A 25,867-nucleotide genomic window follows, 5' to 3' on the forward strand; every position below is an offset into this window, starting at 1 on the left:
TTTCTCAAGCTTTCACCGGCCGGCAGCAGGCCCGCCTGAACTCGCCCCCATGGCCTCCCGGAGGACCCTGTCCATGACTGCTACCGGGGCTTCGCGGCCCGTCCAGAGAGTAAAGGCCGCGGCCCCCTGGTAGAGGAGCATATCCAGGCCGGAGATCACCCGGCAGCCCCGGCGCCGGGCACCTGCCAGGAATTTGGTTTCCAGGGGGTTGTAAACCAGGTCGTAGACCCATTGTCCGGGCCGGAACCAGTCCGGTGGCAGCGGCGTTTCTTCGACCCGGGGCCACATACCCAGGCTGGTGGTATTGAGTACCAGGTCGGCGGCCTCCACTTCGGACCGCATCCCGGCATCTCCCAGCCGGTAAACTACGGGCGCCGGCAGGCCGGCTCCTGCCAGGGCACCGGCCAGTTCCGTGGCCCGTTCCGGGGTCCGGTTGGCCAGGACCAGGCTCCCACAGCCGGCCGTCGCCAGGGCGAAGGCCACCGCCCTGGCGGCGCCACCTGCACCCAGGATTACTGCCCTCTTCCCGGCCGGGTCAAAACCGGCCTCCTCCAGGGAACGCAAAAAACCGCTGCCGTCGGTGTTGTAGCCTTTCAGGCACCGGTCCTCATTGACGATAGTATTCACGGCCCCGATCCTGGCTGCTACCGGGTCGACTGCATCCAGGTAGGGGATTATCGCTTCCTTATGGGGTACGGTGACGTTGGCCCCGCGGAAACCCAGGGCCTTTAATCCGGCCAGGGCGGCAGCTAAATCACCCGGTTTAACATCAAAGGCCAGGTAGACCAGGTTCTGGCCGCCGGCCGCAAAGGCGGCATTATGCATAAGAGGCGAAAGGGAGTGTTGCACCGGGTGTCCCAGGAGGGCAACCAGCCCGGTGGAAGCTTTAACCTGTATCATCTGCCATCCTACCATCCTTTATTGAAGTTCGCCTCGCACCCGGGTTGTTACTCCCGGGCCGGGGAAGTCCTTATTTTGCCGTGGGGGCACACGCAGGGGTATGGTGCCCCCGGTTATGCCTACGGGCGTTTATCGTAGCCGCTTAAATCGGCAACCGGTAGGTGCCGGGTGAATAACCTCTCCACATGGCGCATCATTCTGGTGCCGATAAACTCGCGGCTGTTGATGGGCATCACCAGCACCGTATATAAGCCCAGGCGGTTGCCCCCCAGGATATCGGTAAAGACCTGGTCGCCAATGACGGCGGTACTGCCGGCCTCTGTCTCCATGACGGCCATGGCCTGGCGAAAGGCCCGGCGCCGGGGCTTTCCCGCCCGGGAAATCCCTGGTATCCCCAGGGCATCAGCCACTTTCTTCACCCGGCCACTGCGATTATTTGAGACCAGGCAGGCCCTGATGCCCTCCTCCTTTAAATCCGCAAACCAGCGGCGTACTCCCCGGTCCAGGGTGGCCCGGCCCCATTCAGTGACTGTATTATCCAGGTCAATAATCAAGCCCCGGATGCCCCTGGCTTTTAAATGGGCCAGGGGTATATCGCACAGGGAACGCACATAGAGATCCGGTTGGAGAAGTCTGATCATTGTTCACCCCAATTACAGGAACTTAAAGGTTATTATACCATAAAAAGCAGGTCACCTGCGCCTGCCGGGTAAAAATCATCCCGTACCCGGAGAGTCTTCAGACTTACTTTTCCCCGTCTCCTCAAGGCCAATGCGGGGGCAGAGCCCGGCCAGAGGGCAGCTTAAGCAGGCAGGCGCTTTTTTCAGGCAGATACGGTTGGCCAGACCGTCAATCAGGGCGTGGTACTCATTGTAAAGACGGTTATCCCGGGGCAGGTGGACCATAAAGAAGTCCTGCATATCCTGGTAGGAAGCCCTGGCCCCGAAGAATCCCAGGCGGGAAAAGACCCGGCGGGTGTAGGCGTCCATGACCATGATCGGATAGTTACCGGCATAGCAAAGGATGGCATCGGCCGTTTCCGGGCCAATACCAAAAACGCCCAGGACCTCGGGCCGTAATTCTTCCAAGGGCCGGGCAAACATGGCCTCCAGGGAGCCGTTGTACCGTTCCTGGAGGTAATTCATAAAGGCCTTGAGCTTTTTCGCCTTCACCCGGTAGTAACCGGTCGGCCGGATATGAGGTTCCAGCTCTTCTATTGTGGCCCTGGCCATGGCCTCAGGGGAAAGGAGCCCGGCGGCCTTGAGGTTGGCAATGGCCTTTTCTACATTTTTCCAGGCTACATTCTGGGTGAGGATGGCCCCGACAATAACCTCGAAGGGCGTCTCGGCCGGCCACCAGTGCCGGGGACCAAAATACCGGTAGAGGCGGTTAAATATCTCCATCAGCCGGGCTGTCGTCCCTCCTGGTACGTCCGGCCCGGCCGTTTGCGGGCCGCCAGGGCCACCGGCGGCCTTTTTTTCCTGCTGCAAACCCTGTGCACCCTTCCCTTCTAGTGGGTCTAACCTTCGTAAAACAAGGAGCTTTTATCCCCAGGCTATTATACAGCTAAAATCGTCAGATGGATAATTCCTTCAGTAACTTTTGGATGGCCTTTTTTTCGATGTGTGCAAGTTAAAACACTACTTGAAAGTGGTTCTTTTAAGTTTTTCTGTGTGGTTAATGTTGTAGGTTCTTCGCAATGATCCGAAACATTTTTACCCGGCCCGGTAAAGGGGATGTTAAAGTACCCTTCTATCTCCAGGCTGCCGTCAGCATATATTTTTACCCTCTGCACTAGCTCGCGGGTGATATTCTGCTTTTGAAAAAAGTTTAGTTCATCCACCGACCTTGCCAGGTTTTCAGCGTACTGGCGCAGGAATTCTACGCCTTTTTGCACTTGTTCCTGGGCGTTAATTACGGCTTCAAGCCTCTTGATATCTTCTTCTATTCTTACTAGCTCTCCTTCTTGTTCCGCCCGGTAACGCTTGTAGTCTTCTTCGGGCAACGCCTCCAGGATAAAATAGGCCCGGTCAATCCGCTCGATCACCCGTTGCACCTGCTCTAGCCTCTTCCGCGCTTCCTCCAGGCGCCTCCGGGGAATGCTGGCTGTTTCAAGCTTTTCGCTGGTAATATACTGGTAGAAAAGCTCCGGGTTCTTAATTATGGAAGCTATAGTATCCCATACTGTCTTATCTATTTCTTCCGTCCGCCAGGGTGGGAGCCCGCATCTGCCTACCCGGCCCTGGTCGTCAAACTTGGTAGGGTAACGCCCGGGACAGGTATAATAGCTATACTTCGCCCTCTGGGGATTGTTATGGGTGACGACTGTAAGCCTCCGCCCGCACTCCCCGCATACCAGCAACCGCTGCAACAGGAATCTTCTCCTGGTAGTCTTAGGGTTGAAACGCTTGGACCTGGCAAGCATCTCCTGGGCTCTCATAAAGGTTTCCTGGTCAATTATGGCCGGCACAAGGACCGGTTTCCAATCAGGCTGCTCATCCTTGCGCCTCAACCGGCCTGTATATACGGGATTTTTCAGCATCCGTACCACCGAAGAGTGGACCCACCCCTTGCCCCTGGGACCCTGGGGATACACCTGGCCCAGCTTCTGGGTAATCTGCCAGGGAGTTAAGGGTTCCAGGGGATCCGTTAGCCACTCAAACATCTGCTTGACGATTGCGGCTTCCTGGGGATTAATTACCAGGGTATCCCTCTCGGCGTCCCAGTCGTAACCAAAAGGCTTGGCGTAGCAGCGGATCTTGCCGCTGGCCGCTTTTTTGGCCTTGCCCCTCTGGGTACGCTCCTTGATGAGCGCATGCTCGAATTCGGCAAAGGCCCCCCGCATCTGCAAGAAGAGCATCCCCTGGGGCGTCTTTTGCCAGTCAAAATTAACAAACTCCAGCCTTACTCCTGCCTTATCAAATTCCCGGCAAAGGATGAGCAAATCTGTAAGGTTGCGGGAAAGCCTGTCGGGGTCATATACAACTACAAGGTCCACTTTCCCGGCAGCTACGAGCTGCCTCACATAATCCAGGCTAGGGCGGTTCAATTCCGTCCCGGTGTAAGCGTCTTCAACAACTTCGACTTCTAAAGCCCCTAAAGCCCTGGCCTTCTTCTCGCAGAGTTCTTTCTGGGTGGCCAGGGAAAAACCGAGAGCCTGGTCCTGGGTGCTTACCCTAGCATATATCACGGCTTTCATCTTTCTTCTTCCCCGTAGCAGGATTCATGTTTATTTCCTTCAACATCTCTTGCGGGTTTTCCTGCCTGTCAGGGCAGGCCTGGCGTATAATATCAACTACCCGGGCGTAGGCCCTTTTGTGATCGGAAACATTTCCCACAGGAATAACCCTTATCCTGGGTACAGGCCGCCCCATTTGCATAAGCTCTCCCCCTTTCCCTATTCCTTTCCTTATGAAAATATGCGCGACTGCTTGTTCGCCCGGCATGTCCTGAAAAACAAAAAACCGGGTATAACCCGGTTTTTTATCCCACATTCCGCACTTTTGGATATAATTACCAACGTTTTCTTGGGGCACTAAAAAATACTTCTACCTGCCACCGCGAGGTGGAAAAAGATATATTTCCTTACTGAAGCCAGCAAGTTCAAGGGCTCTAATCACCTCCGGCCCCTGATAGTAGTTGCTCACTATTTCTTCATCAACTGTGCCCTTTAGGATGAAAGGTTGGTGGCGGTATTCTTGGTAGAAGAGTTCTAGGGCTTTTTTGGCGTCGGCCTCACAGGCGAAGGGACGGCGGGAAAGATCTTTGGCGGCCTTTTCCAGAACTTCTCTTTGCTTGGCCCACTTTTTCAAGAGACTATTCTCTTTGCGCTTATCCAGGGTTGTGGAGTGGACCACGATTAACCGGTAATCGCGCACCCTATAAAAATTATTTTTGGGTTCCTCACAGGGTGCGGAATATGGGTTTTAAGATATACCCGCCAAATATGCGGACACCTCGTCGATTAAAGACCGGACAGCTTTTCTCGCATCCGCAGCTTCTTGAAGGCTGAAACTCTTAAAGTCGTCATAATCAGCCTCGGAACGCATGGCAAAAATCGTAGACAGGGTTTTACTCGCTTCTTTACTTATTACTCCAGTTTTCACATATTCACGGTTAAACAATGAAATAACGCCGCTATGTTTGGCTGAATCTAGCTTTTTAAGGGCCAGTAATGCCCTCACAGCATGAAATGCTGCATAATAAAAGCGGTTAATAGCACCATTGTAAAATCCCACATCTAATAGCTGTTCTCCTTCTTTGAAGGTCCTCTCGGCTTTTTCCAGCCGCCACCGGCATAAATCTATACTCACAGAGGTATCCCCTCTTCCTGGATGGACTTATAAAAAAAAGTCTCCTGGAATAGTGGACCTGAATAACGCGCCGCTGACATGATTATTGGTGAGATTACAACGTCATACTTTAAATTTATATCTACTGCTGCTTCGATTACTATTTCCCTGGTAAGCTTATCCTCGTTTTTTACAACGACAAGAATATCAATATCCGACTCAGGTGTAGCAGTACCCCGGGCTACCGAACCAAACAGGCGAGTTGCTAGAAGTTTTCCACCCAACTGTTGCTTCAAGAGCTCGCAAAACTCTTTGATAGCCTTATCTATCCTGCTGGATATAATCTTCCTCATGGTCACCATCCTCTTTTGCACCATAGGCATACAGCTTTTACCATCGTGAATCTTCCCTCCCCTTCAATGGAGGGAGAATTCACTTACCCCGGTTACAACTGGTACTCTATTGTTTCCGGTTGGGTCAAGATATGGCGGATAAAGTTTCCTTCCCGTTTCATTAAACCTTCTACTTCTTCGGGTGTATAGGCTAAAGGTTCTACCGGCTCCATAATGCGGGCAACAGCTTTACCAAGGACCTCACACCTGCGCCAGGCCGGCATTTTAGAAAAATCACTGGAGATTACTATAAGGTCTATGTCGCTGTTCTCGTTGGCCTCACCCCTTGCATGAGACCCATAAAGGAAAGCTCTGTCTACTTTAATGCCTTGCGAGGTTACCGCCCGGAGGAGTGTTCAAGATTGGAATGAATTCTTTTTTATCATCGCCCAGGTTAACCTGGGCTAATTTGGCTAGCCTGATAAGGTCGTGAATTTTAGGTGGGATGGTTCCTGTACGCTCCGCTATAACTGCTTTAAGTCCTTTTTCTATTGCTAGATGGCACATGAATACAGTATAGCCATACCTGCCGGCTTTTGTGCATAGCTTCGGCAGTTTCCAGGTCGTATTCGGCCTCTTTAAGCCATTCTCCTGCCTCCGGGCACATACAGCTTTTTCCACCTTTCAAATACATAGTACCATATAGTGTCAGAAAAAGCAATCAAATGACCCTTATATCTAATCCGGCCACCAGGGCGTCATCTATCCCTTTTTCTTCTTTCGACTTGGCTCTCCATATCGTATCCCGTACCGTTATGCCCAATTTCTTTAATTCTGCCACCAGCATTCTTTTACCCCTGGCCACTTCTTTATTTGTTTCCTTGTCCCTGTCGTAGGCGATAACTACTTCTTTTGCCCCCAGTTCCATCACCACCGGGACCACCGGTTTCCAGGAGGTGGCGCCCTGGGCGCCGACTACCTCTGCAGCTGCATGAGGGTGAGCGAGGGAGCCTTTAAACACATTACCCTCAGCAACGGCCAGTTGGCCCACCTGCACCAGCTGCAACCGGGCAGGGTAATCCCTGACAAGGAACGGCTGTTAAACCCGCACCAGTCCGTTTTGCCGCAAACAGGGCAGGGCTCGCGCCGTGAAGCTTTTCTAAAACCCTCATACTCTAGCTCTACCCTGGCCGCTCCCATTTCTCTTCTCCTCCTTTGCTTACGGCTTTATCTGTCAACCCTTCTGGCTTTAAGGGAGGTAACGCCGCACCAATAGTCTGACGGCTTGATGCCCCACTTCTTGCAGGCGAGGCGTTTCGCCTGGCTGGAATCCTTGGCTTCCACAACCAGTTTTCTCCCGCTCGGCGCCTTGACTTCGTACTGTGGCATTAGTTGCTGCCTCCTTTTTTGTGCCCTGCCTCCCGGGCGGCAGGCTGTTTACCCGGGAGGCAGGGCTATAATCCGGCTCGCTATTCCTTATGCCGCCCTATCCGCCGTCATGCCGGCTGCCTCGAAGATGCGACTTAACACTTCCTCCACTTCCCCCAGGACCGCCATAATCGCCTTCAGGGCCATCCTTGGCTCCTGGCCGGCGTAATGCTTGATGTACTCCCACCCGTGCCAGAGGTATCCTTGCGCCCCGTAGAGCTCGCATAAAACGCAGGCCACCGTTTCCGCAACTATCTCCTGGTCCCGGTGCTGGCCGCCATGCTTGAAAGGGATCATGCAGGTAATATATGTTCGTCTGGTTTAACCCCCGCCGCTTCCAGCTTACTAAACCGGCGGTCCTAAGTTCTTTCAGGTATTTCTCTATTGTGTTCCTATGGCAGCCGGCAATCTGGGCCAACCGCTCATGCCCTGGCCAGCACTCATTTTCTTGCCAGGCAAAGGATAAAAGAATGATATAAAGCCATCGCGCCCCTATTGAGAGGGAAGAATCGTATAAAACTGCATTGGGCGCCGAAGTAAAGCCCTTCTTGAGTACGGGACTGTCGATTATTAGGGTCTTTTCCAAAGTGCCCCCTCCTTTTCCGCTGCCTGCAATAAAAAAGCCGGTGGTTTTTAGACCACCGGCAAGGAGAAGGTTACTTTCTTAAGCTTGGGCAATATGGCGGAATGGCAATACCGGCACATTAATTTGCTTAATTGGTTTGATATCCGAATCCAATAGAACATCTATATCCTTGGAAGTCCTGGCGGAAATTAATTGTTCACCGCAGTCTTTACAAACCTGGGCCGGTACTCCTTCTATCACGATTAATCGGCCTTTATAACGAAAATCAAGCTGGATTAGTTTCTCTTCTAGCGTTCCCCCGCATACTGGGCAAATACTTTGGTCGTTCTTCATGGCGGTTACTCCTTTCGCCTGACTTTGTAATCTATCCACTTTTTCTCATCCGGAAGGTAGAGGGTGATAATATCGCTTATGGGCGCCAAACTGCAAACTACATGTAACGGCAGCCCGGAAAGTGTGTGACCGTAAATAAGGTAACTTGGAAAAGGTTTATCGTTGGGATATTCTTCGATAATTTCTCCATTCAATATAGCGGCTTCCATATCGCCAGTTGTAATTCCCCGCTCCTTGGAACGAATTGCAGCATGGACTGTTAAACGGTATTGCCCCTTTCTTATTTTGTCCCGGATTTTCTCTATATCCAAGGTTTTCTCCTCCGTTATAAGTTATAGTACCATACGTAATTGACGGAAACAATCTATGTAACCCACAATCTCTCTCCACGAGGTAAAAGCCTTAATTCCGCGCCCTTTAGTATTCAGGTTATAAGGCCACGCCGGAACTAATACCCTTCCAACCGCCTTTTGTAATTGAAGCACCTCTGCCGGGTCATCCTCAAAAACCAGGTCAATACTGTAATAAAGCGCAAAAAACTTTTTGTGTCCCCTGGGCAGGAAAACAATAGAACCGCGCGGGAAGCCATGGGCAGCAAGCCATGCCCGGGTTAAATCGATTGCCAGGACGGGCCTGCTTGTCAAATACACGATTTCATGCCCCAACTTCGCAAGAATATCCAGTTCTGATACCTGTATGTGCACCGGTACAAACGGGTTCTTCTCCCCCACCTCTGGCCACCACATCTCCTAAAAATCAAAAACCCCCGCCAGGGTTTCCCGGAATTCGATAGGGTCAATTTTCTTCCCTTCCCCATTGCCAGCGCCTGAAGTAGGAGGAATAGACCCCCGCTCTTCCAGCTTGGCCAGCCTTTCTTCTATGGCCGCCAGGCGCATCCCCAGGTCCAACCATTCCCGAGCAACTTTCGGCCTTATACGGGGCGGGTACCGAAATACGGGATGTTCTGACGGCAACCGCAAATCAAGGCGCTTCAAGGTTTCAGGCACATTTTTTCACCTCGTTTGCCGCAAATAACTTATATTACACCCTATAAACCCCACCGTTGCGGCAAAATCTCTTAAAAAACAATTCTTTAGTTGAATAAAGTCCACAGAGGCGTAAAATTGTACCGTCCGTCATTGATCGTCACGACCCAGCTGGTGCCGCTGTCCCCCATGTCGAGGGGGTTGGTCGGCGATGCGCTGGTGGTGTTCGGTACGGCTTTGAACCACGTCCCGTAGACGTTATGGTAAAAGATGTTCCTCACGGCGGTGCTGCCCTGCTTGGCTCCGGCGTCCGTGACGTTATAGTACCCGTCAGTTGCAGGCCACTCCAGGGCCTCCAGCCAGGTGCTCAAGTCCTGCGGGATCGCCGCAGGATGCAGGAAGCCGTACCCTTTCTCTATGTTGAGGCTGCCCGTGGACCAGTCTATGGGCGCGAAGAGCAGGTCCGGCGCGAAGCGGCTCTCCGGGGGCATATTGACAAATTGGGTATCGCTGGGCAGGTTATTCTGGCTAAACTGCCCTATCTCGAAGGGGTTCACCAGGTAGAACTGGAAGAATGCCCCCTCGGTATAGGCGTATTTTAGGCCGTAGGGGCCTTGCGTCGCAGTCGCAAAGGCGCCGGCCTCCCGCGGCAAAGAAAGCACCAGCGCCATTACCAGGGCGAGAGAAAGAAAAGAGGAGAGAAAACCTCTCCTTCCGTACATAGCCGCCGGCCCCGGCATAGACTGCCGGGGCCGCTCACCTCCCGTATAAATTTAGATTTGTTACTTCTGCGGCAGATAAATGCCCACTATCTTATCGGGACCATCATCATAACCAACCTCGTACCCGAACGTCTCGGCCACGAACCTGGCTGGCAGGAACACACGGTCGTCTCTCATCAGCGGGGCCACGTCCATTTCCTGGGGCTTGCCGTTGACATAGAGGGTCTTGCTGCCCACCTGGAGCTCCAACGTGGTGCCATCCATGCTTAAAGCAACGGTCTGGCTTGCCTCATCCCAATTTACGTCCTTCTCCGCCACACCCAGGCCGTAGGCCAGGTAGCGCACGGGCACATAGGCACGGTCGTTCTCGATGAAGGGTGCCACATCCATCTTGCAATTTACAGATTTGGTTGTGTCTTCTGGAGTTGTATATCCAAAAACGTTGTAACCTATCGTAAAATCAACGTTTAAATTCTTCGCTTCCGCCACGCCCCCGGCCGCCAGGGCCAGCGTCACGGCCAGGAGGAAAGCAATGAGAAGGTTAATTTTACGGGGCATGGTATCAGCCTCCATTACTTTGGTAGGAATCAAAAAGCACCGGCGTACCGGTACTTTATTCGCTTCGCAAAGCCTTGGAAACATTATTGTATATAGCTTCTGCTATCTCAATTGCTCTTTGGGCATCTTCCCTGGTTGCTCCTGCTGCGTCTCCAGGATAACGGCCTTCAGTAACCCATCCGCTTAGCCATTCCAATCTTGTGTTATAAAATTTCTCTTGATCCTCCGGTGGTAATAACCCCACCAGGTAATCAAGGTCATGTTTATAAGCGAACCTTATCCCAAGGCGGATTAAGAGGGCTTTCAAACTTTTTTCGGCACATTGCTGTGATAAGTAACAAGCCAGATCAAATTCCGGTTCTTTATCATAAAAAAGCATCTTCGCCACCCGCAGGTCCCTTCTCGCCCTATCCTGCCATTTCAAGGCTTCTTGTTCCCTCTCCCTACTGTTCATAAAGAACCTTCCCTTCTTCAAGGGCAGGATGGTAAACGGTCCACCAGGCATCTTTATACTTGTTTATGTCCTCCGGGCTAGCAATTACAATATCTTTAGGAACCTTAAACTCCCGTAGTTCCTTCCTGATGGCTGCCTGTATCTCCCGCTTTTGTTCCCGCGTGCAGTCCATGATAACTAGGATGTCAACATCGCTATCCGGCCCAGCTTCACCCCTCGCCCAGGAGCCAAAAACTATTATTTTTTCGGGATTAAACTTTTCCTGTATACGTTTGACCATAGAATAAACTATTTTGTTATTCATGAATGGTCCCTCCCGGGCCAGGAGTATTGAAGGTGTGCCATTTTATCACCTTCCTGCCACCATTTTACCCCAGGATTGCCAATTTATCAATATGGCTAACCACTCACCACCCTGATCTCATATCCCTTCACCCTTTGCCACCCCTCCTTCCGTTAGGCCTTCAGCCCCGGCCTCCCGGCCTTAGCTGCCAAACTTGCCGCCCGGCCGTGAGGCAAGGGCGGCCCGCAGGGTCGGGCCGAGGAATAAATGGAGGGGACCCGCCCGGAAGGCAGGGCGGAGGCCGTTTATGCCGCAGGCCGTACCCTTGCCGGACCGGCCAGGGCGTCGGTATAATCTGAGGCCGGCAGGAAGGCCGTTTTTATTACTCTTTTTTGCTTTATTTCAATGAAGCCGCAACCATAATAAAAGGGCCGGATTTCCCCGGCCCTCTCTCTCAATGCCCCGCATTGTTTTTCTTCCGGTCTCACTTTTTCTGCCCCTGCTCCGGATCCGCCTGGCTGGTATCGGAGGAAGGCTGGCCGCCAGGCAAGGCGCTGACCTGTACCTGCTGCACCTGCTCCCCCGGCCGTGCTTCCCGGTGCAGGGCAAGAGCCTGGCCGTCTTTCACCAGGGCGTTAATGGTATCGCCGGCTTTAAAATATTTCGTGAGGTCTGCTTTTTGTCCCGGCTTGTCCACAAAATTCATCCCCACCTGGATAGAGGTATACTCGTTGGTGGCCAGGGTTATGGTCTGGCCGATATCCCCGCCGCGCAGGCCTTACCTGGACCCGTTACCAGTCGGGCGATTTCGATGCCGAAGAACGTCGTTTAACTAAAAGCGGCAACCGCTACCTGCGCTATTACCTAGTCCAAGCTGCCAATTCGTTGCGGGTGCACAACGAAGAGTATAAGGCCTATTACCAGACTAAATATCGCGAGGTTACTAAGCACCAGCATAAACGAGCGCTGGTCTTGACTGCCCGTAAACTAGTAAGACTGGTCTTTGCGCTGATGAGTAAAGGCCAAATCTATAAGGGGATGGTGATGGGTTAATCTTGTAACTGCAATTAACCTCTTTTTTTCAGTTATTTCCTTATAGCTGGCTATGGAGCCGGATTGCATGAACAACCAAAAACTTTTGTGGATTGAAGTATAATCCCCCACCAACCGGCGTTCATCTACCACCCTTGAAGCTGTTGCAGCAGCTTCAAGGGTTTTCAATTACTTCCGCAGCATGGTGATAGCCACCATGAGGGTCAGAAGAGACAGCAGAGTTCCGATGATCAGTTTCCATACTCCATAGGAATTTTTGGCAATCTGACCGTAAATACTGTCATTATATCATCATCACGTGAATCAAAGGAAATAGTTCCACCGCATTCCCTCACCAGATTTTTAACAATAAATAAACCCATCCCCGATCCTTCCTGTCCCTTGGTTGTAAATCCCGGTTCAAAAATCCTTTCTCGGATCTCAGGTGCAATAGTACCCGGGTTTGTTATTTCAAAAATAAACCACTCATCTTCCTGATCGATTCTCATCTTAATCCATTTATCTTTATAGAAGCTCGTCTCGTAAATAGCATTATCAAGCAAATTGCCAAGAATACTTACCAGCTTATCTGGAGAGATAGACAACTCGGCCAAAGAAGTATTCACATCTAACGACGCCTGCAAATAACTCAGACTTGCCAGCTTGCTGCTAATAAGGGCGGCAACTTCCGGCCTTTTTAAGGAAACAAGTTTTTCAATTTGAATTAGATCTTTTGATAGACTTTTAATATAATCGGCAGCATCATTATCCATCTTCAATTGAATAAGTCCCAGGATTACCTGTAAATGGTTCACAAAATCATGATGTTTAGACCTCAAGGTGGTAATTAATTTTTCGGCTTCCTCTAACCTTACCATTACTTTCTCGGCTTCACTTTCCCTTTCAACCAGTCTAAGCATCTCCCGGACCACCCATAAACTTGAAATCATCACAGCAATAATAGCAAACAAAACAATAGTAACGGGTATTCTGAAGCTCGTAAAAACATAATTGTAAGCCAATAAGAGGAACAAAAAAAGCTGTAACAAAAGAAGGTTTACAAAAAGCAACCATCTTTTTTCCATGAATAATCCCTACTTATGTATCTCCTGCGATCTAGTTAAGGTAAACCCAAACACTTTATTAATAATCAACATTAATGCCAAAAACACAATTTCTGTATATCCCATTAATACGTGCAACCAGGGGTTACTCAAAACATTGGTAACATCCAATTGAAAATACTGTATTATGACTATAGACATACCCCCACCTAGCATGACTAAGCTGAAGCTCACTAATGCAGCTCCCAATGCAGTGCCCCAATTTACCTTGCCTATCATTTTAATTAAGAAAGATAAAATTACCGTTAAGATAAGGGAATGACTACCAAGAGGAATATGGTAATATTGGTATACTCCCCGAATTATCCATATGGAAGCCCCATAAGTTATACTAATAGCTGCAAGAATCTTTACATTAGTTTTATAACCAAATAATCGCAAGCCTGTCATGGTCATTAGAAATCCCTCTACAATATATAGAAAAAAAACAGGACGCGAAGGTCCTCCAAAACAGCCCATCCTCTCTATTTTTAAATTTCTATTTCAATAACTTGGCAGGGACTTCGGGCTGGTAGCCCCAGGGTCCAGAGGCTGCAGCAACATTAGCAAAGGCAAAGATGGTAAACAACGTGGCTACCATAATAATCATAATGCGTTTCATTACTATCCCCTCCTTTCCATAGAAAATTTAAACAAACTGTCCATACCTCCTACTATCTTAAAACCGATGGGTGTAAGGGTAAATAGCTGCCATGCCATACCAAAACAGCTTGCTAGAACCGTCTTGGTTTCGAAAAATTCACCTGGTGAACTTAATCCCCAAAAACTTATGCCACTCCAAAGACTTAACAAAGAAAAGGAAATGGCTCTCAAGTATTTTCTTTGCACTTGCGAGGAAACCGGCTTTCCAGGGGTTTCTGCAGGAACATATCGGTATATGACGTATATACCAATAATAGCTATAATAATCGGGAGATAAATCAGCGACTGAACATATGGAAATAAATTTGATATAAATCCAAGGGTTAAAAAAACGCCCACTCCAATTAAATTACATCTTAATGGAGAAGAAGCATGGGCACCGCCAGAAAAAATCCTGAATATAGAAGCAGTAATAGCTGCTGCTAAGGCATATGGGAGTATACCCAACAATGAAGCGAGAATTATTAAGGCGACATAACCGGAAGCGCTTGTAAAAAATAAGCGCATTCCAAACAAAATTACCTCAGCATCTCGTCCGGACTCATTGGCTAAATAAAATGCCACTCTGTCCAAAAACTTACTGTTACTCATAATAAGAATTATTTCGACGTAATTTACCTAATTCCTGCCTTTTTCTTTAAAAACTTTCATAACAAACGCCGCCTGGCCGTCTCTATGGTCGCCCCCTGCAAAAATAAAAAATCCGGCGTAAAGCGGATTAAAAAAGAAAAACCCGTCCGGCTTGCAAGAACGGGTTCACTTCGGAGCCGTATAATATATTGCTACAACAATACCTGCTGCGCCAACCAGCACCGCAAAAAATGTTCCTATCGCCGCCCAGATGACGTTATTTAACTTCCCGTCAATATGCCTTATATCATCCTTCAATTCCTGCCGTAGAGTATCTATTTCTTGCTTTATCTCTTGCCGCACGCCATTTATTTCCTGCTTCATCTCCTGGCGCAGGCTATTATTTTCCTGCTTCATCTCTTGCCGCAGGCCGTTAACCTCCTGCTTCATCTCCTGGTGCAGGCCGTTAACCTCTTGCTTAATCTCCTGGCGCAGATCCTCTTTTACTTCCATCATTTGCTGCTGGAGATCGCTTATCTGCTTTTGGAGATCGCTTTTGATGCTCCCTATCCTGTCCAGGAGAAGGTAAAAACCGAAGTCCACGGTTTTTTCTTCCCCCGCGGAAACCTCTTTCCTGCCTTTTTCAATTTCCTTTATGATATCTTCCGGCACGACCGCCACCCCTCTTTCCCCTCCCTTGCCAATATTTTACCGCAATCATAAAAAACCGTCCAGTTAAAAAATATAGCGCGGCCAAGACCGCGCCAACAGGCAAACCTATTGGGAAACTATTTGGTTTTTGCAGGTATTAGGAAGTTGTATGTATATGAGCAGGCTTCTCGATGCGGGAAACATAGGAACGGGAAATGCCCATCTTCCTGGCTATATCCCTCTGGGTGCGGCGTAAACCATGCCATAGCCCGTAACGCATCTCCAGAACCTTTCTCTCCCTAGGGGTGAGGGTGCTTATCTTTTGCCGCACTCTTTGCTGTTCGTAAGAAGATTCTACCATTTCGGCTACGTCCTGTTCCGAGCCTAGAATGTCGATGAGGGCGATCTCATTGCCTTCGCGGTCAACGCCAATTGGGTCATAGAGGGAAATTTCTCCCCGTGTCTTTTTAAGGGTCCTTAAATGCATGAGGATCTCATTCTCTATGCAACGGGCTGCATAGGTGGCCAGTTTGGTGCCTTTAGCCTTATTATAAGTGTTAATAGCTTTTATAAGCCCAACGGTGCCTATGGATATCAGATCTTCGGTATCCTCACCGGTGTTCTCAAATTTTTTGGTTATGTGGGCCACCAGGCGCAGGTTATGTTCAATTAGAATATTACGGGCCTTTTGATCGCCCTGCAGCCAGAGTTCCAGGTATTTTTGCTCTTCTTCTTCAGACAGGGGCTGGGGAAAGGCATTATTGCTGATATACGACAGTAGTAAACTAATGCCCTTTAAAACAGAAAGGGCAACCAGAGCAACAAAACCTGCTTCCATATTGTATACCCCCCGGGAAGGATGGCTTTACCCTTTATATATATGGAAGCTAGGTACAATTGGTGCTTGTCCAGGTTCCGCCTTAGCCCCTCCATTTATTTATAAAATCTGGAACATCTGCCTGTTAGGCAGAATAAGTTACAGTAAATCACCACCAGATGGAGGGATCTATATGGCTGAGGAAAAGAACCTTTTCGCTGCTAGAAAGGGGAGCCAGGAAAGCGGTCTGGGATTTACGTTCCCTGGCGGGAGTTTTGCCTTTATTCTATTCTTGATTCTTATTCTCCTTTTCTTTGGTGACAATTAGAACCGGCATCTACCTCCTGTAACCTTCCTGGGAAAAAGGCATATATTAAATACTGGGAAATGACACCTACTAAAGAAAGGTTTACCGGAAAGGGGGATTATTATGGGTGGCTTTGGAGGACCTGGCTTCTTTGGCAACTGGGGCTTCATTCTCTTCTTGATCCTTATCCTGTTATTCTTTGGCAACTAATTCCATCTCCCAGGGGGCTACCGGTATGTTATACTGGTAGCCTTTCTATTTAAAGCCCCTCCCTGGCAATGGCAATTAGCTGCTTTAGATTCGAGCATTCCCTGACAGCGTGGCAGAAGGGGGCATAAAGAGCCATGGAGCTATCCATGGTATTCCAGGAGGCTTCCGGTTGCGGGTTCAGCCATACTACCTTTCCTGCTTTACGGCAAATAGCTGCAAAACTATCGACCTCCGGTTGCCGCCAGTTATTGCGCGCGTCGCCCAGGATTAAAATTGTAGTCTCAGGGGTTAAAACCTCTCCATAGCGTTCCAGAAACAGCTTGAAGACACGCCCGAAGTCGGAGTAACCGCTAACCGAGCAGCGGGCGAAACGGGCCACTTGCTCCATGGCCCCGGCGTCCTGCGATTCCCTGATGGCGTTGGTAACTTCAGCCAGGTCATCAACAAAAACAAAGGTCCGGACCTGGCGAAAGGCATGCTGCATGGCGTAGATCAATTCCAGCATAAAGACGCTAAAGGGCGCTACCGAACCTGAAATGTCGCCCAGGACAAAAAGGACCGGCCTCTCCCGGCGACGGTCGCGGTAGCGGAGTTGCCAGGGAACGCCGCCGTGCCGGCAGGCTTCTTTAACAGTGCGGCGCAGGTCGATCTTCCCCCGGTGAGCGGGCCGGTAACGCCAGGAATACTTATTTCCCAGATAGCGACCCAGTTTCTTTAAATACGGTCGCATAACGGCCAGATCCCCTTCAGCCAGCTCGCTCCATCCTTTTTCGGCCAGATTGTAGGTACGGAGAATAGCCAGCATGGCTTCAGGACCAAACTCTTGCACCAGGCGCAACTCCAGGTTCCGGCGAATAATCGCTGCCAATAGCTGCAACCTCTGTTGGGCCTCCCGGGCCTCCTGCCGCCCCTCGCTTTCCATAACCCTTAACCTGTGGCGGACCATATGCCAGTTTAAAGCCAACCTGGCTTCCCTTACCTTACCCTCCAGGTGGTCCAGAGCTTCGGCATTCAATTCTCCCAGCAGGTCGATGGCCTGCTCCGCCAGGTCGTTGAGGTCTTTATCAGAACCATTAAAAAGAGCTGCCATTACGTCCTGGACCGGCAACTGCCCGCCTGCGTGCCGCGTAGCCTGCCCGGAAGCCATACCCCTGTTCTTACAGGCAGGCTGTTCCGGCCAGCCATGGCTGCCGGTGAGGGAGAGCAAGGCCGCCAGGGGCTTCAAATCCTCGTATCTCTTGACCAGGGTTACCTGCAAAACCTCCGGCCAGTAAGCCCCCGGGGTGGTCTGCCAGCCCCGTACAGCATCCACCATTTCCGCCAGGGTCACCTCTATACCCCCGGCGCGCAATAAGGTAGCTATCTCCTGCAGGACTTCCGGAATTGTATCCATTAAGCATACCACCCCGGCCGGGACTGGACCAGAGCCAGGTCTTCCTGTTTTTTAATCAAAACCGGCAGGGTAGAGCCAATTACTTCCTCATTTAAGTCCTCAACCTTGAGGGCCTGTAACACCTGCGCCCATTCCAGGGTTTCCGCGATACCGGGCGGCTTTTTTAACCCCCTGCCCCGCAGTCCCTGGACAAAATTAACTATGCCGGAGGCCAGGGAAGGCGGCAGGTGCGGTAGCTTCAGGCGTAAAATAGCCAGTTCCTCTTCGCGACCGGGGAAGTCCAGGTAGAGATAGAGGCAGCGTCGCCTCAAGGCATCGCTCAATTCGCGGACGCGGTTACTGGTAATAACCACCATGGGCACAGCGCGGGCTCTGACAGTACCGTATTCCGGTATGGAAACCTGGTAGTCAGCCAGGGCCTCCAGGAGGAAGCTTTCAAACTCTTCATCGCTTTTATCCAGCTCATCAATGAGGAGGGTAACCGGTTCCGGGCTCAAGAAGGCCTTCAGGATGGGCCGGGGTAATAAAAACTCCTCGCTGAAGAGGTCCTTCTGGACTTCCGACCATGCGCCGTGTTGCGCCTGCAGGTAGAGAAGCTGCTTCTGGTAGTTCCACTCATAAAGAGCCCGGCTTTCATCCAGTCCCTCGTAACACTGGAGGCGGATTAACCGGGTACCGGTCGCCCGGGCAAGGGCCCAGGCCAGTTCCGTCTTGCCCACCCCGGCCGGGCCTTCCACCAGCACCGGTTTCTGCAGGATATCTGCCAGGTAGATCGCCACCTTAACGTTATTGCCGGCCAGGTAGCCAACCCGGGACAGCCTTTCCCCAACCTCGTCGGGACCCTTAAAAAACAATAGTCATACCCCCTTTTACTGCTTACCTAATCAGGAGTTTTTTGTTATACTTTTATCATCCAGATTTATTCCTCAAATTAACTGCCAGGGAGAGGGGAGCAACCCCATGGAAGAGTTACTCAAACAAATTTTAAACGAATTACATACATTAAACAATCGGGTTGGCAACCTGGAACCGGGTCAAGAGTCCATGAACGCCAGGCTCATTTAACACGAGTTGCGCTACGTCCGGGAAGATATCAGGCGTCTTAGCAACCGCCTGAGTACCCAGGAAGAGGAGATTGTCATGCTGAAGCGGTTGAAGTAATAACCAGATACCCATACCAGCCCTGACGGAATTAATCAAAGGAGGAAAATCCCGGGCGTTGGAACGCAACCGTTTATTATAAAGTTGCCGTGACAACTTTAACAGACGTAAAACAAGGTGGTGGAGGCATGCGCATTTGCATAACTTTTAATAACAACATTACGGTACCTGCCGAACTAAACGACAGTGAAACCGCCAGGAAAATCCAGGACGCCCTTCCCCTGGCCGGCAGGGTGAATACCTGGGGCCACGAAATCTACTTCTCCATTCCGGTAAAGGCAGGCCTGGAAAAGGGTGCTACAGAGGTAATGGAAATTGGCGACATCGCCTACTGGCCTCCGGGTCATGCTTTATGCCTCTTTTTCGGCCCGACTCCGGCCAGTGTCGATGATAAGCCTCGAGCGGCCAGCCCGGTAAATAAAATCGGGCGTTTTGAGGCAGATAGTCATATTTTAAAGCAAGTTCCTGACGGTGCCAGGGTGGAGATAAAGGAAGCATGATACGAGCCGGCCTGCAGTAAACCTGCAGGCCGGTATGCTTAATGGCGAAATAAACACCAGTTAACCTCTAAATTCCCCCGGTGTAACCTTCCGGTAATTGCCTGCATAGATTAAATTACTGGAAGGGGTTGCCATGGGACGGAGGGTGCAGGTAATACAGTTGGAATAATAAGGTAGGAGGGATTACTATGGGTGGCTTTTTTGGACCTGGTTTCTTCGGTCACTGGGGCTTTATCCTGTTTTTGATCCTCATCCTGTTGTTCTTTGGTAATTAATAACCTAACCCTTTCGTCTTAAGGCTCCCCGGGGCTGCTGGCAATATGCCGGCAGCCCTTACCTTTAAATGCGGGTTTTACTAAAGAATATCCTGGCGCGCTTCCTCGAGGTGACTTGTAATAATAATTGGAGCTTGCTGGACGTTGATTGTAAGCTAGGCATGGAAAAATGGAACGCAGGCTGCCCCCTATTCATATAATACTCTGCAAGCCACTTGCGAGGAGGTTTCTTTTATGCGTTTTGGCCTCGCCCTGGGAGGCGGGGGGCTAAAGGGAATAGCTCACCTTGGCGTCCTGCGCGTCCTGGAGGAAAACGGCCTGAAGCCCGACCTCGTAGTCGGGACCAGTGCGGGTTCCATCGCCGCCGCCCTCTATGGCGCCGGTCTCCTGCCTGCCGTTAGTTCCATTAGCAATCTCCCCCTTCTAAACGCCTTTGCCCTGGAAAATCACCGCTTGACCGGGTTGCCCCTGGGTTTACTTAACGGTGGTACCATCGAAGGAATGCTAAAACGAACCATTGGTAATCGTCGTCTCTCGGAAATGCAGCCCACCACCGCAGCCGTGACGTGTGATCTGACCACCGGCGAAACCGTTATTTACACTGGCGCCCGGCCTGTTAAACCTCTGCCGCCGGACTTTGTCATAGGTGGTGATGTCCCCGCCTGGCAGGCTGTCCGGGCTAGCATATCCATACCGGCTCTCTTCGCCCCCTACAGAATCGGTTCCCGTCTCCTGGTGGATGGCGGCCTGACGGACAATGTCCCGGCCGACATCGCCCATTATCTGGGTGCCGAAATAATTATCGCCGTCGACCTGGGTTGCGGTATATCCAACCGGAATTTCCATCACGCCGGTGAGGTTCTCCTCCAGAGCCTGGACATTATCAGTCGGCGTAACACCTCTCTTACCTTACGTCTCTACGCCGACCTGATCCTTGAACCTATCAAAAAGCCTGTAAGTTTCTGGGACGCAAGCCAGTTTAGCAACCTGGTAAATGCCGGCATGGAAGAGACCCGGAAACAGCTACCCAAAATTCGCCGGCTCCTGGGGCATTAGAAAAAGCCGGTACCTGCCCTCTATGTTACCGGCCTTTTACATTATTCATCAGAATCGTTGCAATTTCTGCTGGAACTTACAACGGGTTACCCCTGATAATTCATGGCAGATTTCTGCCGCCCGTTCTTCAGGGGTAATCACCGCCAGGTGATCTCCTTCCTGAATGCTGGTATTACCACGCGGAATTATTTCCCTGCCCTTGCGGCGGATAGTAACCAGCAGGCAATCCGGAGGCAGTTCCAGGTCCCTTACCAGGCGACCGCAGGCATCAGAGCCAGCCTCAACGGCAAAGTCCAGCATTAACATCTTGCCAACCGGAGATGGTTCAGCCTCTACCCTGGCCCTGGCCAGGTCACGCTCCAACAGCATTTCATAGGCTGGTCTGCTCCCCAGGGTCTCTACCACCAGGTAAGCAATCATACAGGTAAAGAGGAGCAACACTATATGCCGGTAGCTGCCAGTCATCTCGATTATTAAAACTACCCCAGTGAGGGGTAAGCGCAGAATGGCGACAAAATAGGCAGCCATACCGATCATGGCAAAAGCCGGGACCATGCCTTGAAAGGCGGGGATTAGCAACCCGCTTACCTGTCCCACGAGGGAACCCAATAGAGCCCCCAGTACCAGCAGGGGCAAAAAGATGCCCCCAGGAACGCCGGCGCTGTTACTAATCATAGTCAAGAGAAACTTGACCACAAAGAGAAGGGGGATGAGGGTCCAGGCGACCTTTCCGGCCAGGGCTTCTTCCGCCAGCAGGTGCCCGCCCCCCAGAACCTCTGGTAAAAAATAGCCCAGGATACCTGCTAGAAAAAGGATCAGCAGGGCCCGCAACCAGCGAGGGAACCTGTTTAATCTATCCCCCAGTTCGAGACTGGCTAAGAGGGACCAGTTAAAGACGGCCCCCAGGATACCCGCCAGCACCCCTAAAACCAGGAATACCGGCAGGGTAGTTAATGGTAATACCGGCCAGGCTTCAATTAACCGGAAAGTAGGTAAAGGTCCCAGGATATGCCGGGATACCATGTCCGCCACAACGGAGGCTACCAGGGCTCCACCCAGGGCATAGGGAGAGAAGTTGCGTCTTAGTTCTTCCAGAACAAAGACTACTCCCGCCAGGGGGGCATTAAAGGCCGCTGCCAGGCCGGCCCCGGCACCACAGGCGATAAGGTGCAGTTCCTCGGTTTTCGAGCGGCCAAAACCGTCACTTACCGCCTTGCCGGCGGCCGCCCCCATCTGGACCGCCGGGCCTTCCGGTCCCAGGGATAACCCGGCCCCGATGGCCAGGGCCCCGGCTATAAATTTTACAGGTATGACCCGCCACCATACCAACCGGCGCAGGTTAATTAAAACTGCTTCCACATGGGGGATACCGCTCCCGGCTGTTTCCGGCGCCAGGCTGGTCAACCAGCCGGCCAGGCCTCCCGCCAGGGCACCCAGGAACGGCAGTGCCAGCCAGCCCCACAGCGGTATTCCCTTGGCCCATGTCAAGAGGCTATTACGCCATAAGTCCCCTTCCGTCAGGGCCAGCCTGAAGGCCGCGCCCACCAGTCCGGCGCCCGCTCCCGCCAGGGCTCCCGTACATAAAAAGCGAAGAAGGTAACTATATCTTCTTAATAGTATACCCTCTGGTACCGAATGCTCCTGCAGTACAGTTTCCACACGTGCCATTTCTGTAACCCCAACATGCTCCTTTTTTAATCCCGCTTTTCCATTGTACCACTCTCCCTACCTTTTTGTTAAGCTTTTCTAGTTTTTCCCCATTTCCGTTCGGACTTTATCCACACAGCGAAGCAATGCCCTGGTAAAGGCCAACCGACCCTCATCGACGGTGAGGGTAGGTCGATAGCCCAATTCCCGGGCCGCCTTTTCCCAGCTGAGATCCCAGACTTCGTTTAAGAAAGCCGGTCCTGTCCATTCATTCTGGGGTACCAGTTGTAGCTCCCCCGCGGAACCGGTAAGTTCAATTATCTTGCTGGCGATCTCTTCCCAGGTCAAATACAGGCTGCCCAGGTTATAGACCTGGCCGCAAGCCCCTTCCCCCGCCAGGACCAGCCGGCAGGCGGCAGCCAGGTCAGCCATACTGACAAAGGTGCCCCCGGCAGCGACTGGTACCTTGATGGGTTCCTCATTGAGGGCCGCCCGTATGAGGTTGCGCAAATGGCGACCGCCAATCTCATCGCCAAAGGCCCACCAGAAACGGAAAATGGTCACCGGCAATCCCTGTTCACGGCAGTACTGACGGCACAGCTCCTCGGCGGCAAACTTGCCCAGGGCATAAAGGGGTTTACGCGCTTCTCCCACCAGGCAGGGATGTTCTTCTACAACTGGATGCCCGGCAGCCCGGCCGTAAACTGTAGCGGTACTGGCATAAATAAAGTGCTTCACCCCAGCCCTGGTAGCCGCTGTTAAGAGATTTATATGCCCAATCAGGTCGCCGCCGAAAACCTCCAGGGGGTCGTCGCTGAAGCTCCAGGCCAGGTGAATTACCGCTTCAACCCCTTTAACAGCCCTGACTACTAGTTCCTTATCCTCCAGCTGGCCTTTAAAAAGAGTCTCTTGGCTGACAGGGAGGCCATCACCGTTAGGTAGAGCCCGGTCCAGGACCCGTACCCGATGGCCGCGGCCGGCTAAATCCCGGACCAGGTACCGTCCGACGTCACCAGACCCGCCAGTTATCAGAAGCTCCATGGTTAATGCCTCCTTTTAGCATAAGCAGGGGTACCAGGTACCCCTGCTTATAGCGGAACTCTCAACTTATTATTAAGCCTGGCTGGAAAAACCACTGCTTCCGCTCTTAATCCCTGAGGGGACTGGTTTAGGAATACTCCGCAATAAAAGGGCACCCAAACCGGCCAGCAGGGACATTACGGCACCAGTTAAAAATACCGGTGTCCAGCCGCTCATCTGGGCCACCAGGGCGGCCACAAAGCCGCCAACAATACCGCTCAAACCCTTGGCACTGTAAATGAAACCATAATTTGTTGCGGCGTAGGTAGTTCCGAAAATATCGGCGTTGACGGCCGGGAACAAGGAATATAGTTCACCCCAGGTGAACATAATCAGGGCAAAGATAAAGACAAACATAAAGGCGTTATGGCCGATAAAAGGAACCAGGGCCATGGCGATGGCGTTAATGGTAAAGGCCACAAACATTGTCTAGTAACGCCCCAGTTTGTCGGAAATCATACCCCAGATTATCCGCCCGGTACCATTGGCAATGGTATTGATTGTGGCTGCTGTCACAATGATGCTGGCAGCTATACCCGCCTCCGTACCAAAGGGTTTTGTCTGGGCCGTTACAATCATGCCGCCGGTACAAATAAACAAGAACATTAAATAAATAATCCAGAAATGAGCTGTTTTAAACATTTCCACTGTAGTAAAATCACGCTGGCTGGCGGAAACCTGGGCTTTCGCCGTACTGGAGCTACTCGTCTTAGGTTTAGCAGGGAAACGCATGAACTGGGTGGCAATCAAGGCGATAATTCCCTGGATAACGCCTGTAGTTACGAATGCTGAATTATAACCCTGCTTTTTCAATATGATAGCGATAAAGGGGATAAAGAGGGCGGCCCCGGAACCGAAAGCGGCAGCTACCAGTCCGGAGGCCATTCCCCTCTTGGAGGCCTCAAACCAGCGCACGCCCGAGGCAATGGAGCCGCTATAGATCAGGGCTGCACCCACACCCGCCATACTATATAAGAAATACAAAGCACCAAGGGATTTGACTAATCCCATACCGGCCCATCCAATACCGATCATCAAGGCGGCTACAGTCAGCAAAGCCCGGGGGCTGTAGCGATCCATGAAGTATCCGGCAATAGGCTGGCCCCAGCTCTCAAAGGCGATAAAGAGGGAAAACCCCATCTGGACTGCAGCTTTCGTTGAGTTAAGACCTTTTACTACTTCCGGCACAAAGAGAGTCCAGGCATACTGGAGGTTGGCAATCATGATCATGCCGATCATGGCAATAATCAATTGCACCCATTTATTCTCGAAAAAAGGTTTGGGTACTTCCCGGGGCCCGAACGGGGTCTCAGGGTTCTGGATTGACATTATAAGCACCTCCCAAATTAAATGCAATTTACCCCCTAAGGTTATTTATTTCGATCTTTTTTGCATTTACTGACTATATTTGGGAGGTAGATTGGCTATTGCCCGGCTTTTGTAACGATTAAGTAATGAAAAATTACGACATCCACTGGTGCTATTCTCGTTTTTTAGATCAAATTATATAATTATTACTAGAAATATGCACACCCCTGCCCCCGGTTTTAACAAACCGGGGGCAGGGGAATTTCAATTAAGCGTTGGAAGCGACTACCGGCACGGTGATACCTACTTCAGCGCAGCGGGCGTCGACAAAGGCCTGCATCTTGGCGATATGCTCGGGCTTCAGGTGAGCAAACCGCTTCTGGAGTTTCATGTACTCGCTGACCGGTTTCCGTTTATCGACTTTAACCGACAGTTTATACTCACCATTCTCATATTCGTAGAGCTGGAACATGCCCGTCTGGACGGCCAATTTGGCCATTTCAATGGTCTTGTCGGCCGGGAACTGCCAGCCCTTGGGGCAAGGAGCGTGGATGTGGATATAGGCCGGACCTTCCTGGTTTAAGCCCTTACGGACCTTGTTCATCAGGTCTACCGGCCAGCCGATGGAGGCCGTGGCGACATACTTCAGTTCCGGGTGACCGTGGGCGATAACCTTGGGGTTATCCTTCGGGAAGAGCTTCTTGCCCTCCGGTACCACCTCACCAGGCGGGGTAAAAGTCGTATTAGCCCCGTAGGGCGTCGTCGGGGAGGTCTGAATACCGGTATTGGCATAGGACTCGTTATCGTAGCAGATAAAGAGGACGTCATGACCGCGATAGAGCATGGCCGACAGTGCCTGGAGGCCGATATCGACGGCGCCGCCATCACCGGCCATAACGATAATGTTCGGGAACTCGGCGTCGGTCTTCTTCTTGCGGATCATAGCCTTATAGGCGGCCTCAATACCGGAGGCCACGGCGCCGCCATTGGTGATCTGGGCATGGATCCAGGGTACCCGCCAGGGACCGCAGCCGTAGCTGGTATTGGCCACGTACATGCAGCCGGTGGGACCAATGAAGATGGTGTTGGGACCGGCGGCTTTGGCCACCAGGCGATAGGTCAGGGCCGGGCCGCAGCCGGCACAGGTACGATGCCCGGGAACATAGTATTCCTCATCAGGTGCCTTTTTAATAGATGCAATCCGATCCAGCATTAGTACT

General features: G+C 51.4%; 39 protein-coding genes and 3 pseudogenes. 3 read left to right on the plus strand and 39 right to left on the minus strand.

Annotation, left to right across the window (positions count from 1 at the left end; genetic code table 11):
• Positions 1-12: 12 nt before the first annotated feature.
• From MOTHE_RS07545 to MOTHE_RS07640, 25 genes and pseudogenes are all read right to left on the minus strand, one after another.
• Positions 13-900: a shikimate dehydrogenase gene (locus MOTHE_RS07545; protein ID WP_011393067.1), complete on the minus strand. Its 888-nt coding sequence runs from the start codon at positions 898-900 to the stop codon at positions 13-15.
• 119 nt (positions 901-1,019) lie between these two features.
• Positions 1,020-1,541, minus strand: coding sequence for a YqeG family HAD IIIA-type phosphatase (locus MOTHE_RS07550; RefSeq protein ID WP_011393068.1), 522 nt, complete (start codon positions 1,539-1,541; stop codon positions 1,020-1,022).
• A gap of 75 nt (positions 1,542-1,616) precedes the next feature.
• Positions 1,617-2,390: an endonuclease III domain-containing protein gene (locus MOTHE_RS07555; RefSeq protein ID WP_011393069.1), complete on the minus strand. Its 774-nt coding sequence runs from the start codon at positions 2,388-2,390 to the stop codon at positions 1,617-1,619.
• A gap of 68 nt (positions 2,391-2,458) precedes the next feature.
• On the minus strand, positions 2,459-4,099 hold the full coding sequence (locus MOTHE_RS07560) for a recombinase family protein (protein ID WP_011393070.1): 1,641 nt from the start codon (positions 4,097-4,099) through the stop codon (positions 2,459-2,461).
• Positions 4,077-4,280 (minus strand): hypothetical protein, encoded by a 204-nt coding sequence (locus tag MOTHE_RS13475; protein ID WP_162490062.1) that lies wholly within the window; start codon positions 4,278-4,280, stop codon positions 4,077-4,079. The genes MOTHE_RS07560 and MOTHE_RS13475 overlap by 23 nt, the downstream gene beginning before the upstream one ends.
• Positions 4,281-4,448: 168 nt before the next feature.
• Positions 4,449-4,778: a hypothetical protein gene (locus MOTHE_RS07570; RefSeq protein WP_080997186.1), complete on the minus strand. Its 330-nt coding sequence runs from the start codon at positions 4,776-4,778 to the stop codon at positions 4,449-4,451.
• Positions 4,779-4,826: 48 nt separating this feature from the next.
• On the minus strand, positions 4,827-5,213 hold the full coding sequence (locus MOTHE_RS07575; protein ID WP_011393073.1) for a HEPN domain-containing protein: 387 nt from the start codon (positions 5,211-5,213) through the stop codon (positions 4,827-4,829).
• On the minus strand, positions 5,210-5,545 hold the full coding sequence (locus tag MOTHE_RS07580; RefSeq protein ID WP_011393074.1) for a nucleotidyltransferase domain-containing protein: 336 nt from the start codon (positions 5,543-5,545) through the stop codon (positions 5,210-5,212). Before MOTHE_RS07580 ends, MOTHE_RS07575 begins: the two co-directional genes overlap by 4 nt.
• Positions 5,546-5,637: 92 nt before the next feature.
• Positions 5,638-5,808 carry a hypothetical protein gene (locus tag MOTHE_RS13890; protein ID WP_235551358.1) on the minus strand — a complete coding sequence of 57 codons (171 nt, stop codon included), beginning with the start codon at positions 5,806-5,808 and terminating at the stop codon, positions 5,638-5,640.
• 33 nt (positions 5,809-5,841) lie between these two features.
• Positions 5,842-5,910 (minus strand): annotated as a pseudogene (locus MOTHE_RS14280) (nucleotidyltransferase domain-containing protein); the annotation flags it as partial.
• Positions 5,906-6,091: a HEPN domain-containing protein gene (locus MOTHE_RS14285; RefSeq protein ID WP_373878627.1), complete on the minus strand. Its 186-nt coding sequence runs from the start codon at positions 6,089-6,091 to the stop codon at positions 5,906-5,908. The pseudogene MOTHE_RS14280 and the gene MOTHE_RS14285, both read right to left, overlap by 5 nt.
• 154 nt (positions 6,092-6,245) lie before the next feature.
• Positions 6,246-6,581 (minus strand): DUF3854 domain-containing protein, encoded by a 336-nt coding sequence (locus tag MOTHE_RS07585; protein ID WP_235551409.1) that lies wholly within the window; start codon positions 6,579-6,581, stop codon positions 6,246-6,248.
• A 170-nt stretch (positions 6,582-6,751) separates the two neighbouring features.
• Entirely contained in the window at positions 6,752-6,913 is a 162-nt protein-coding gene (locus MOTHE_RS13575) for a hypothetical protein (RefSeq protein WP_165442562.1), read from the minus strand.
• Positions 6,914-7,000: 87 nt separating this feature from the next.
• Complete coding sequence (locus MOTHE_RS13895) at positions 7,001-7,249, minus strand: hypothetical protein (protein WP_011393076.1); 249 nt, start codon at positions 7,247-7,249, stop codon at positions 7,001-7,003.
• Between the two features lie 58 nt (positions 7,250-7,307).
• Positions 7,308-7,538 (minus strand): annotated as a pseudogene (locus MOTHE_RS14290) (helix-turn-helix domain-containing protein); the annotation flags it as partial.
• Positions 7,539-7,616: 78 nt separating this feature from the next.
• Positions 7,617-7,871, minus strand: coding sequence for a YgiT-type zinc finger protein (locus MOTHE_RS07595; protein WP_011393077.1), 255 nt, complete (start codon positions 7,869-7,871; stop codon positions 7,617-7,619).
• A gap of 5 nt (positions 7,872-7,876) precedes the next feature.
• A complete protein-coding gene (locus tag MOTHE_RS07600; RefSeq protein WP_011393078.1) occupies positions 7,877-8,182 on the minus strand; it encodes a DUF4258 domain-containing protein in 306 nt (101 codons plus the stop codon).
• Positions 8,183-8,203: 21 nt separating this feature from the next.
• On the minus strand, positions 8,204-8,617 hold the full coding sequence (locus tag MOTHE_RS07605) for an LNS2 domain-containing protein (RefSeq protein WP_011393079.1): 414 nt from the start codon (positions 8,615-8,617) through the stop codon (positions 8,204-8,206).
• Positions 8,618-8,620: 3 nt separating this feature from the next.
• Entirely contained in the window at positions 8,621-8,878 is a 258-nt protein-coding gene (locus MOTHE_RS07610; RefSeq protein WP_053094865.1) for a hypothetical protein, read from the minus strand.
• Positions 8,879-8,964: 86 nt separating this feature from the next.
• Positions 8,965-9,528, minus strand: coding sequence for a hypothetical protein (locus tag MOTHE_RS07615; RefSeq protein WP_162490063.1), 564 nt, complete (start codon positions 9,526-9,528; stop codon positions 8,965-8,967).
• A 111-nt stretch (positions 9,529-9,639) separates the two neighbouring features.
• On the minus strand, positions 9,640-10,170 hold the full coding sequence (locus tag MOTHE_RS07620) for a copper amine oxidase N-terminal domain-containing protein (protein WP_011393082.1): 531 nt from the start codon (positions 10,168-10,170) through the stop codon (positions 9,640-9,642).
• 22 nt (positions 10,171-10,192) lie between these two features.
• A complete protein-coding gene (locus MOTHE_RS07625; RefSeq protein ID WP_053094868.1) occupies positions 10,193-10,642 on the minus strand; it encodes a HEPN domain-containing protein in 450 nt (149 codons plus the stop codon).
• A complete protein-coding gene (locus tag MOTHE_RS07630) occupies positions 10,581-10,895 on the minus strand; it encodes a nucleotidyltransferase domain-containing protein (RefSeq protein ID WP_011393084.1) in 315 nt (104 codons plus the stop codon). The genes MOTHE_RS07625 and MOTHE_RS07630 overlap by 62 nt, the downstream gene beginning before the upstream one ends.
• Positions 10,896-11,179: 284 nt before the next feature.
• The gene (locus MOTHE_RS07635) at positions 11,180-11,362 is read right to left on the minus strand and encodes a hypothetical protein (protein ID WP_053094869.1); all 183 of its coding nucleotides are present in this window, start codon (positions 11,360-11,362) and stop codon (positions 11,180-11,182) included.
• Positions 11,359-11,580 carry a hypothetical protein gene (locus MOTHE_RS07640; RefSeq protein ID WP_053094870.1) on the minus strand — a complete coding sequence of 74 codons (222 nt, stop codon included), beginning with the start codon at positions 11,578-11,580 and terminating at the stop codon, positions 11,359-11,361. The genes MOTHE_RS07635 and MOTHE_RS07640 overlap by 4 nt, the downstream gene beginning before the upstream one ends.
• Positions 11,581-11,645: 65 nt before the next feature.
• Between MOTHE_RS07640 and MOTHE_RS12835 the strand changes: the two are divergent.
• Positions 11,646-11,927, plus strand: a pseudogene (locus MOTHE_RS12835) (transposase); the annotation flags it as partial.
• On the opposite strand, the gene MOTHE_RS13300 reads toward MOTHE_RS12835, so the two are convergent.
• The 9 genes from MOTHE_RS13300 to MOTHE_RS07670 form a co-directional block, all read right to left on the minus strand.
• On the minus strand, positions 11,862-12,095 hold the full coding sequence (locus MOTHE_RS13300; RefSeq protein WP_158499106.1) for a hypothetical protein: 234 nt from the start codon (positions 12,093-12,095) through the stop codon (positions 11,862-11,864). The pseudogene MOTHE_RS12835 and the gene MOTHE_RS13300 sit on opposite strands and share 66 nt — an antisense overlap.
• A 62-nt stretch (positions 12,096-12,157) precedes the next feature.
• On the minus strand, positions 12,158-12,826 hold the full coding sequence (locus MOTHE_RS07645; RefSeq protein ID WP_162490064.1) for a sensor histidine kinase: 669 nt from the start codon (positions 12,824-12,826) through the stop codon (positions 12,158-12,160).
• Positions 12,827-13,000: 174 nt separating this feature from the next.
• Positions 13,001-13,426 carry a hypothetical protein gene (locus tag MOTHE_RS07650; protein WP_053094871.1) on the minus strand — a complete coding sequence of 142 codons (426 nt, stop codon included), beginning with the start codon at positions 13,424-13,426 and terminating at the stop codon, positions 13,001-13,003.
• 82 nt (positions 13,427-13,508) lie between these two features.
• Entirely contained in the window at positions 13,509-13,631 is a 123-nt protein-coding gene (locus MOTHE_RS12840; protein WP_080996778.1) for a cyclic lactone autoinducer peptide, read from the minus strand.
• A gap of 2 nt (positions 13,632-13,633) precedes the next feature.
• On the minus strand, positions 13,634-14,263 hold the full coding sequence (locus MOTHE_RS12845) for an accessory gene regulator ArgB-like protein (RefSeq protein ID WP_011393086.1): 630 nt from the start codon (positions 14,261-14,263) through the stop codon (positions 13,634-13,636).
• A gap of 165 nt (positions 14,264-14,428) precedes the next feature.
• Entirely contained in the window at positions 14,429-14,923 is a 495-nt protein-coding gene (locus MOTHE_RS07655; RefSeq protein WP_053094872.1) for a hypothetical protein, read from the minus strand.
• A gap of 127 nt (positions 14,924-15,050) precedes the next feature.
• On the minus strand, positions 15,051-15,731 hold the full coding sequence (gene sigK, locus MOTHE_RS07660) for an RNA polymerase sporulation sigma factor SigK (RefSeq protein WP_011393088.1): 681 nt from the start codon (positions 15,729-15,731) through the stop codon (positions 15,051-15,053).
• 545 nt (positions 15,732-16,276) lie between these two features.
• Positions 16,277-17,620, minus strand: coding sequence for a VWA domain-containing protein (locus MOTHE_RS07665; RefSeq protein WP_011393089.1), 1,344 nt, complete (start codon positions 17,618-17,620; stop codon positions 16,277-16,279).
• Positions 17,620-18,474 carry an AAA family ATPase gene (locus MOTHE_RS07670; RefSeq protein WP_053094873.1) on the minus strand — a complete coding sequence of 285 codons (855 nt, stop codon included), beginning with the start codon at positions 18,472-18,474 and terminating at the stop codon, positions 17,620-17,622. The genes MOTHE_RS07665 and MOTHE_RS07670 overlap by 1 nt, the downstream gene beginning before the upstream one ends.
• Before the next feature lie 435 nt (positions 18,475-18,909).
• On the opposite strand from MOTHE_RS07670, the gene MOTHE_RS07675 reads away from it, so the two are divergent.
• Positions 18,910-19,281: a cyclophilin-like fold protein gene (locus tag MOTHE_RS07675; RefSeq protein WP_011393092.1), complete on the plus strand. Its 372-nt coding sequence runs from the start codon at positions 18,910-18,912 to the stop codon at positions 19,279-19,281.
• A 509-nt stretch (positions 19,282-19,790) separates the two neighbouring features.
• Entirely contained in the window at positions 19,791-20,612 is an 822-nt protein-coding gene (locus MOTHE_RS07680) for a patatin-like phospholipase family protein (RefSeq protein WP_011393093.1), read from the plus strand.
• A 48-nt stretch (positions 20,613-20,660) separates the two neighbouring features.
• Here the strand turns inward: MOTHE_RS07680 and clcA are convergent, their stop codons facing one another.
• The 5 genes from clcA to MOTHE_RS07700 all read right to left on the minus strand — a co-directional run bounded on the left by clcA (position 20,661) and on the right by MOTHE_RS07700 (position 25,860).
• Complete coding sequence (clcA, locus tag MOTHE_RS07685) at positions 20,661-22,280, minus strand: H(+)/Cl(-) exchange transporter ClcA (RefSeq protein WP_011393094.1); 1,620 nt, start codon at positions 22,278-22,280, stop codon at positions 20,661-20,663.
• Between the two features lie 78 nt (positions 22,281-22,358).
• A complete protein-coding gene (locus MOTHE_RS07690; protein ID WP_011393095.1) occupies positions 22,359-23,300 on the minus strand; it encodes an NAD-dependent epimerase/dehydratase family protein in 942 nt (313 codons plus the stop codon).
• 72 nt (positions 23,301-23,372) lie between these two features.
• Positions 23,373-23,765 carry an MFS transporter gene (locus MOTHE_RS13690; RefSeq protein WP_201776949.1) on the minus strand — a complete coding sequence of 131 codons (393 nt, stop codon included), beginning with the start codon at positions 23,763-23,765 and terminating at the stop codon, positions 23,373-23,375.
• A 3-nt stretch (positions 23,766-23,768) separates the two neighbouring features.
• A complete protein-coding gene (locus MOTHE_RS07695) occupies positions 23,769-24,668 on the minus strand; it encodes an OFA family MFS transporter (protein WP_201776950.1) in 900 nt (299 codons plus the stop codon).
• Positions 24,669-24,915: 247 nt separating this feature from the next.
• Complete coding sequence (locus MOTHE_RS07700) at positions 24,916-25,860, minus strand: oxalate oxidoreductase subunit beta (protein ID WP_011393097.1); 945 nt, start codon at positions 25,858-25,860, stop codon at positions 24,916-24,918.
• Between the last annotated feature and the right edge of the window lie 7 nt (positions 25,861-25,867).

Source organism: Moorella thermoacetica (assembly GCF_001267405.1).
GTDB lineage: Bacteria > Bacillota > DSM-521 > Neomoorellales > Neomoorellaceae > Neomoorella > Neomoorella thermoacetica.